Source organism: Sphingomonas sp. (genome assembly GCF_036387595.1).
Classification (GTDB): Bacteria; Pseudomonadota; Alphaproteobacteria; order Sphingomonadales; family Sphingomonadaceae; genus Sphingomonas.
Genome location: NZ_DASVTL010000081.1, coordinates 25,456 through 32,005 on the forward strand (window position 1 = coordinate 25,456; position 6,550 = coordinate 32,005).

A 6,550-nucleotide genomic window follows, 5' to 3' on the forward strand; every position below is an offset into this window, starting at 1 on the left:
TCGGCGCATCTGGCGCTTTGAGCCCAAGAGCGCAAATGCTATGGATTCGCCATGAACGTCATGGCCTCGATCACCAGTATCGCCGACGACGAACCGCAGGCCTTCAAGCTGCGGTTCGAGCATTACGAGTTGCTCGATCGTGCCGGCACGTTCCAGGATCGACGCGTGGAACTGATCGAAGGAACGCTAGTCGAGATGAGCCCGCAACAGAGGCCGCATTCCTACGCCAAGAACGAATTGACGTTTCGCCTTCGCCTCGCACTGGATGCGCTGGGCTCCTCGTTGTCGGCACAATCGGAGGTAACCCTTCCACTCGGTCCGCACAGCGGCGCCGAGCCGGACATCGCGCTGACCGACGCTCCCAGGGGCCAGGGCTACATTCCCGTCGATTCGGTCAAGCTCGTCGTGGAAGTCGCCGACACCTCGTTGCGGTTTGACGTCGGGAAGAAGCAGACCGCCTACGCCGATGCGGGCCTGCCGGAATATTGGGTAGTCGATGTTAACGGACGTCAGGTTCACCAGTTCTGGGCGGCGTCGGATGGGGTTTATACGCATAGCCGCATCGTTCCGCTCGACGGCGAACTCCGCAGCGCCACCATGCCCGAACTCGCGATCGACGGGTCCGGCATCCTCTAGCGTTTCGCTTTCGTTCCGCGCTAATATGGCTTGGTGACCGCCCTCCCCTATCCCGCCCTTCACGCCAGCCACGCCGGCATCTGGATCGCGACCGCAGACGAAACGCGCGCGGTGGGCCGCGGGGAAGCGATCCGCATCGCCGCAGAGACGCCGGTGATCGTCCTCAACGCGGCGCTCGCCGGGCAGCGGCTGGGCTATGCCGAACTGTCGGGGCTGGACGTGCTGGAGCTGTTCGCCTTCCTCCACCCCGCGCGCTTCATGGCGCCCACCCCGCGCGGGCTGGCGCGGGTCACTGGCCTGCCGGTGCCGCAGGACGATGCCGCGACCGCGGCGTTCCTGCGCGCCGCGACCCAGGCGCTGCTCGCGGTGCCCGAAGCCGAGGACTGGCCTGAGCGCGACGGGGCCTGGACGGCGGCGCACACGCTCCACCGCCTGCGCTGGCCGTGGGCGCCCGCGCTGGTCGAGCGCATCGCCAAGCCGCGCGAACACGAACGCTGGCTGTTCGGCACCCTGCCCGAATGGGAGGAGCAGGCGCCGCGTCCTGCCCCGCGCACCCTGACGCTCGACCCCGCCGACACGCTCGCCCGATTGACCACGCTCACCGGCGAGAAGGCCGAGGAACGCGCCGGCCAGCGCGCCTATGCCGCCGCCGCGACCCAGGCGTTCCAGCCGCGCGTCACCCGCGAATCGCCGAACATGGTGCTGGCGGAGGCAGGCACCGGGATTGGCAAGACCTTGGGCTATCTCGCCCCCGCCTCGCTCTGGGCGGCGCAGGCGGGCGGCGCGGTATGGGTATCGACCTATACCAAGGCGCTCCAGCGGCAATTGGCACATGAGACGACCCGCCTGTTCCCCGACGCCGCAACCCGCAAGGCCAAGGTGGTCACGCGCAAGGGCCGCGAGAATTATCTCTGCCTGCTCAATCTGGAGGATGCGCTCCAAGGCGGGTTCCAGGGGCGGGCGGCGGTGCTGGCACAACTCGTCGCGCGCTGGGGCGCGTATACCGCCGATGGCGACATGGTGGGCGGCGACCTGCCCGGCTGGCTGCCGACGCTGTTCCGCCGCAACGGCCCGGCGGCACTCACCGACCGCCGCGGCGAATGCGTCTATGCGGGCTGCCCGCACTACCGCAAGTGCTTCATCGAGCGCGCCGCGCGTGCCAGTGCGGACGCCGATATCGTCATCGCCAACCACGCGCTCGTCATGGTCAACGCCGCGCGCGGCCGCGAGACGACGACGCGCCCCACCCGCTACGTCTTCGATGAGGGCCATCATCTCTTCGACGCCGCAGACGCGATGTTCGGCACCGCGCTGACCGGCGCCGAGACGATCGAGCTGCGCCGCTGGATATTGGGGCCGGAAGCGGGCGGGCGCGGCCGCCGCCGCGGACTCCAGGCGCGGCTGTCGGACGTCGCCAGCTATGACGAGGCCGGGGGCCGCGCGATCACCGATGCGGTCGATGCCGCGCGCGCGCTCGCCAGCGAGGGCTGGCTGGCACGCGTCGCGGAGGGCCAGCCGTTCGGCGCGATCGAGACACTGCTCGGCGCGGTCCGCGGCCTGGCCTATGCCCGCGCCGAACAGAGCGGAGACGCGGGCTACGGCCTGGAGACCGAACTCGCCGAACCCTCTCCCGAACTGATCGAGGCCGCCGCCCCCGCCGCCGCCGCGCTGGACGCGCTGGTCCGCCCGCTCGTCACTTTGGGCAAGCGGCTGGAGGCGGTGCTGTCCGACGCACCGGACTGGATGGACGCGCCCGCGCGCGCGCGCATCGAGGGCGCGATCGCCTCGATCGGCTGGCGCGCGGAAACGGTCGCGGCATGGCTCGCGCTGCTCGCCCGCATCGGCGGCCCCGCGAACCCCGACTTCATCGACTGGCTCGCGGTGGAGCGCGTCGAGGGGCGCGAATATGACATCGGCCTCCACCGCCGCTGGCTCGATCCCACCCGCCCCTTCGCGGACATCGTCCTGAAGCCTGCTCACGGCGCGCTGGTCACCTCCGCCACGCTCACCGCCGGGGGAGACTGGGCCAGCGCCGAGGCACACACCGGCGTGCTCCATCTGCCGCGAACCCCGCAGCATTTCGCCGCCCCCTCGCCGTTTGCCTATGCCGATCACGCCGAGGTACTCATCGTCACCGACGTCAAGCGCGGCGACATACCCGCGCTCGCCAACGCCTATGCCCGGCTGATCGTCGCCAGCGGCGGCGGCACATTGGGCCTGTTCACCGCGATCCGGCGGCTGCGCGGCGTCCATGCGCGCATCGCCGATCGACTGGCGCGGGAGGGGCTGCCCCTCCATGCGCAGCACGTCGATCCGATCGACACCGGCACCCTCGTCGACATCTTCCGCGACGATCCCCATGCCAGCCTGCTCGGCACCGATGCGCTGCGCGACGGCGTCGACGTGCCCGGCCATTCGCTCCGCCTGGTCGTGATGGAAGGCGTGCCCTGGCCGAAACCCACCGTCCTCCACGCCGCGCGCAAGCTGGCCGCGCAGGATCTTGGCGGCGGCACCGCGTATGACGACCGCATCGTCCGCGCGCGCCTAGCGCAGGCGTTCGGCCGGCTTATCCGCCGCGCCGACGATCGCGGCGCCTTCGTCCTGCTGTCCGCCGCCATGCCCTCGCGCTTCCTTGACGCCTTCCCGCCCGGCGTGCCGATCGCGCGCGTTACCCTGGACGAAGCGGTGGCACGCGTCGCCGCACGGCTTTCCACGCCAGCCGGGATCGGGCATGGCGTGCGCGAACCCGCCTATCCCTCGGAGAGCGCATGAAGACGCTGACGCTGCTGCGCCACGCCAAATCGGGGTGGGACGACATGTCGCTGCGCGATTTCGATCGCCGCCTCAATCCCAAGGGAAAGCGCGCCGCCGCCACCATCGGCCGCCACATGCGCGAAGCCGGCCTCGCCTTCGATCATGTCGTCGCCTCCCCCGCCGTGCGCGTGATGGAGACGCTCGACGGGATTTCCGATGGTTACGGCCGCGCGCTCGCCCCGGTCTGGGACCGGCGCCTCTATCTCGCCGCCGCCTCGACCCTGCTCGACGTCGTCCACGAACTCGCGCCCGAGCACGACCGCGTGCTGCTCGTCGGTCACAATCCGGGGCTGGAGGATCTCGTCCTGCTGCTCGCCGCCGACGCGGGCGAGGCGGCGGAGAAATACCCCACCGCCACGCTCGCCGAACTCGCCATCGGGGACACATGGGCGGACGCAGGCGCCGGCGAGGCCGAACTCGTCCGCTTCGTCCGCCCCCGCGATCTCGACCCCGCGCTCGGCCCCGATGAGGAGTGAAGGTCGGGCATCAATGGTAGAATTGGGCCGCTTCGACCGCAATCTCGCGCACATCCTAGTCGGCCGTCTGGAGAGCGAAGGCATCGCGGCGATCGCCTTCGATGCCGAAAGTTTGATCGGCGACGGCAGCTGGCTGCTCATCCCGGTGCGCGTGATGGTCGATCAAGACGATCTCGACGCCGCCCGCGCGATCGTTGCTGCCTGAAAATCGGGCAATCGTCCCGAGCTGCCCGATTTTTACCTTCCCTTAACCTGTTGGCGCCGGGTTCCGCTTCTCCTGTGGGTCGTTCCGCATCTGGCACGATCATTGCGATGCGTGTCGGTGGGACACATTCGAACAAAGGGGGCGGGATGAAACTGGTCATCGCCATCATCAAGCCGTTCAAGCTGGACGAGGTGCGCGAAGCGCTCACCACGATCGGCGTGGCGGGGATGACGGTCACCGAGGTAAAGGGTTTCGGCCGGCAAAAGGGCCAGACCGAAATCTACCGCGGGGCCGAATACAGCACCAACATGGTGCCAAAGATCAAGATCGAGGTGGTCTGCGCCACCGGTCTCGCCGATCGGGTCGTCGAGGCGATCCAGGCATCGGCGAACACCGGCGCGATCGGCGACGGCAAGATCTTCGTGCTCGACGTGGGCCAGGCGGTGCGCATCCGCACCGGCGAAACCGACGAGACCGCGCTGTGAGCGCGCCGGTCGATAGCATTTCCAGGGGGGTGGTAATGAAGCAAGCGATGAAGGTCGCGGGCGCCTTGGGCCTCGGCGCCCTCGCGTTCGCGGCGATGCCGGCCTGGGCGCAGGCAGCCGGCCCGATCAAGGCACCCGACGCCGCCGCGATGGCGGGCATGGTCAACAAGGGCGACACCGCCTGGATGCTGATCTCGGCGGCGCTGGTGCTGATGATGTCGGTGCCGGGCCTGGCGCTCTTCTACGGCGGCCTCGTCCGCACGAAGAACATGCTCAGCGTGCTGATGCAGGTGTTCATGATCGTCAGCGTCGCGGCGCTGGTCTGGGTCTGCTGGGGCTATACGATGGCCTTCACCAGCGGCAACGCCTTCATCGGCGGGTTCGGCAAGGCGTTCCTGAACGGGGTGGACGGCACCACTTTGGCCGCAACCTTCTCGAACAACGTCTATATTCCCGAACTCGCGTTCGTGGTGTTCCAGATGACCTTCGCGTGCATCACGCCCGCGCTGATCGTCGGCGCGTTCGCCGAACGGGTGAAGTTCACGCCCCTCATCCTCTTCGTCGTCGCCTGGCTGACGATCGTCTATTTCCCGATCGCCCACATGGTCTGGTATTGGGCGGGTCCGGACTTCCTGCCCGATGCGCCGACCGACGTCGGCTATCTCTGGGGCATGGGCGCGCTCGACTTTGCCGGCGGCACCGTGGTCCACATCAACGCGGGCATCGCGGGACTGGTCGGCTGCCTGGTGATCGGCAAGCGGCTTGGGTTCAAGAAGGAGCCGATGGCGCCGCATTCGCTGACCATGACGATGATCGGCGCATCCTTGCTGTGGGTGGGCTGGTTCGGCTTCAACGCCGGCTCCAACCTGGAGGCCAACGGCGTCACCGCGGTCGCCTTCATCAACACCTTCGTCGCCACCGCGGCGGCGGCGGTCGCCTGGGCGGTCATCGAACAGATCGTCCATCGCAAGCCTTCGCTGCTCGGCGCGGTGACGGGTGCGGTCGCCGGGCTGGTCGCGATCACCCCGGCGTCGGGCTTCGCCTCGCCGCTGACCTCGATCCTGCTCGGCTTCGTCGCCTCTGGCGTGTGCTTCTTCTTCGTCACCACGGTGAAGAACAAGCTCGGCTATGACGACAGCTTGGACGTCTTCGGCGTCCACTGCGTCGGCGGCATCGTCGGCGCGCTGGCCACCGCGATCGTCGCGGACCCGGCACTCGGGGGTCAGGGCTTCTTCGACTATACCGTGTTCCCCGCGGCCGTCGCCGATTACGACATGGGCAAGCAGTTCCTCATTCAGATCAAGGCCGTCGCGGTCACCCTGATCTGGTCGGGCGGCGTCTCCGCGGCGCTGTTCATCATCCTCGACAAGACGATCGGGCTGCGCCCCACCGCCGAAGTCGAGCACGAGGGCCTCGACCTCAGCGAACACGGCGAACGCGCCTATAATTATTGACGAGATCGGGAGGAGGCCTCGCCTCCTCCCCCAACATGTTCCTCCTGCGGACGCCCTAAAACCCGGTGCGGAAACGCACCGGGTCTTTTTGTGCCCGCGGCTCGCCACGGCTAGCTTCGTTCGCGACCAAGTTGATGCGCGATAGCGCCTCCCCTTCAGGAGTGCCGGGTGAACCGCGCCCCGCGCGGTTCAGGTCAGGCCGGGGGCCTGACCGACCCGGCACTCCTGAAGGGTAGGGGTGAGCAAAGCTGGTCGCGAACGCCTCTAGATCAGAGCATGACGACGTTGGATTGACTTGCTTCCTTCTTGAGAAGCTGGCCCGAAAGTTTTCCGTTCGTCCTGAGAGCCTGGCTCATAAGTTTCCCATTCGCGCGAGGCGTCTGGAGAGGGTTCGAATGTGAGCGAGGATGAGCCAGGCTGCGGCGCTGGCTGTGGTGCGTTCGAAGTCCTTGGCGAGGCGGCGGCATCGACCGAGCCGGG

Annotated in this window: 6 protein-coding genes and 1 pseudogene; 6 read left to right on the forward strand and 1 reads right to left on the reverse strand. The window is 68.3% G+C overall.

Going from position 1 to position 6,550, the window contains the following annotated elements; all coding sequences use genetic code 11:
* Window positions 1–51 precede the first annotated feature (51 nt).
* From VF643_RS08700 to VF643_RS08725, 6 genes are all read left to right on the forward strand, one after another.
* Window positions 52–636 (forward strand): Uma2 family endonuclease, encoded by a 585-nt coding sequence (locus VF643_RS08700; RefSeq protein ID WP_331042993.1) that lies wholly within the window; start codon window positions 52–54, stop codon window positions 634–636.
* 33 nt (window positions 637–669) lie between these two features.
* Window positions 670–3,408, forward strand: a complete 2,739-nt coding sequence (locus VF643_RS08705; RefSeq protein WP_331042994.1) for an ATP-dependent DNA helicase — start codon at window positions 670–672, stop codon at window positions 3,406–3,408.
* Window positions 3,405–3,926, forward strand: coding sequence for a histidine phosphatase family protein (locus VF643_RS08710; protein ID WP_331042995.1), 522 nt, complete (start codon window positions 3,405–3,407; stop codon window positions 3,924–3,926). Before VF643_RS08705 ends, VF643_RS08710 begins: the two co-directional genes overlap by 4 nt.
* Before the next feature lie 13 nt (window positions 3,927–3,939).
* Window positions 3,940–4,131, forward strand: a complete 192-nt coding sequence (locus VF643_RS08715) for a DUF2007 domain-containing protein (RefSeq protein WP_331042996.1) — start codon at window positions 3,940–3,942, stop codon at window positions 4,129–4,131.
* Between the two features lie 146 nt (window positions 4,132–4,277).
* Window positions 4,278–4,616, forward strand: coding sequence for a P-II family nitrogen regulator (locus tag VF643_RS08720; RefSeq protein WP_331042997.1), 339 nt, complete (start codon window positions 4,278–4,280; stop codon window positions 4,614–4,616).
* 35 nt (window positions 4,617–4,651) lie between these two features.
* Window positions 4,652–6,070, forward strand: a complete 1,419-nt coding sequence (locus VF643_RS08725; RefSeq protein ID WP_331042998.1) for an ammonium transporter — start codon at window positions 4,652–4,654, stop codon at window positions 6,068–6,070.
* A gap of 352 nt (window positions 6,071–6,422) precedes the next feature.
* On the opposite strand, the pseudogene VF643_RS08730 reads toward VF643_RS08725, so the two are convergent.
* Window positions 6,423–6,550, reverse strand: a pseudogene (locus VF643_RS08730) (IS5/IS1182 family transposase); the annotation flags it as partial.

Coding starts and splice junctions, on each gene's coding strand:
- VF643_RS08700 (WP_331042993.1), top strand. CDS start 52: ATGAACGTCATGGCCTCGATCACCAGTATCGCCGACGACGAACCGCAG.
- VF643_RS08725 (WP_331042998.1), top strand. CDS start 4,652: ATGAAGCAAGCGATGAAGGTCGCGGGCGCCTTGGGCCTCGGCGCCCTC.
- VF643_RS08715 (WP_331042996.1), top strand. CDS start 3,940: ATGGTAGAATTGGGCCGCTTCGACCGCAATCTCGCGCACATCCTAGTC.
- VF643_RS08710 (WP_331042995.1), top strand. CDS start 3,405: ATGAAGACGCTGACGCTGCTGCGCCACGCCAAATCGGGGTGGGACGAC.
- VF643_RS08720 (WP_331042997.1), top strand. CDS start 4,278: ATGAAACTGGTCATCGCCATCATCAAGCCGTTCAAGCTGGACGAGGTG.